1 protein-coding gene is annotated in these 540 nt (G+C 33.5%); it reads right to left on the reverse strand.

Features of this window, described 5'->3' with window-relative positions; genetic code table 11:
* Positions 1-115: 115 nt before the first annotated feature.
* Positions 116-490, reverse strand: coding sequence for a PaaI family thioesterase (locus IDG60_RS01435; protein ID WP_000149291.1), 375 nt, complete (start codon positions 488-490; stop codon positions 116-118).
* Positions 491-540 lie beyond the last annotated feature (50 nt).

A 540-nucleotide genomic window follows, 5' to 3' on the forward strand; every position in this document is an offset into this window, starting at 1 on the left:
CGTAAAGCTGCCGAACGCATTGAACAAGCATTTCTAAAATTACAACAATATAGCGCATAAAAAAACTGCTAGCCGTAGTTATGAATATCTCATAACATTTCAGCTAGCAGTTCTTTTATTTTAAAGGCTTAATAGCAACTGTACCACGCATAACTGTAATTAATTGTTCTTTGTCATTCTTAATTTTTATATCCCATACATGTGTCGACTTACCTTGATGAATAATTTCAGCTGTCGCAGTAACATGACCATCTTTAGCAGAATGAATATGATTGGCATTCATCTCTAAACCTAATGGAATAAATTTGGTTGTATCAATTAGATTAGCAGATCCTAATGAACATGCTGTTTCACCTAAAGCAATCGAAGCACCACCATGTAAATATCCAAATGGTTGTTTTACTTTATCAGTAACAGGCATAGAAATAACAACTAAACCATCTTCCTGGTGATCTATTGACATCTCAAATGTCTCTAATAAATGAGTCATATTTTCACCTCTTTATGCTTATAGTACCATAGCAGCAATAGTACCGAAAA

This window comes from Staphylococcus sp. EG-SA-2 (assembly GCF_017152085.1).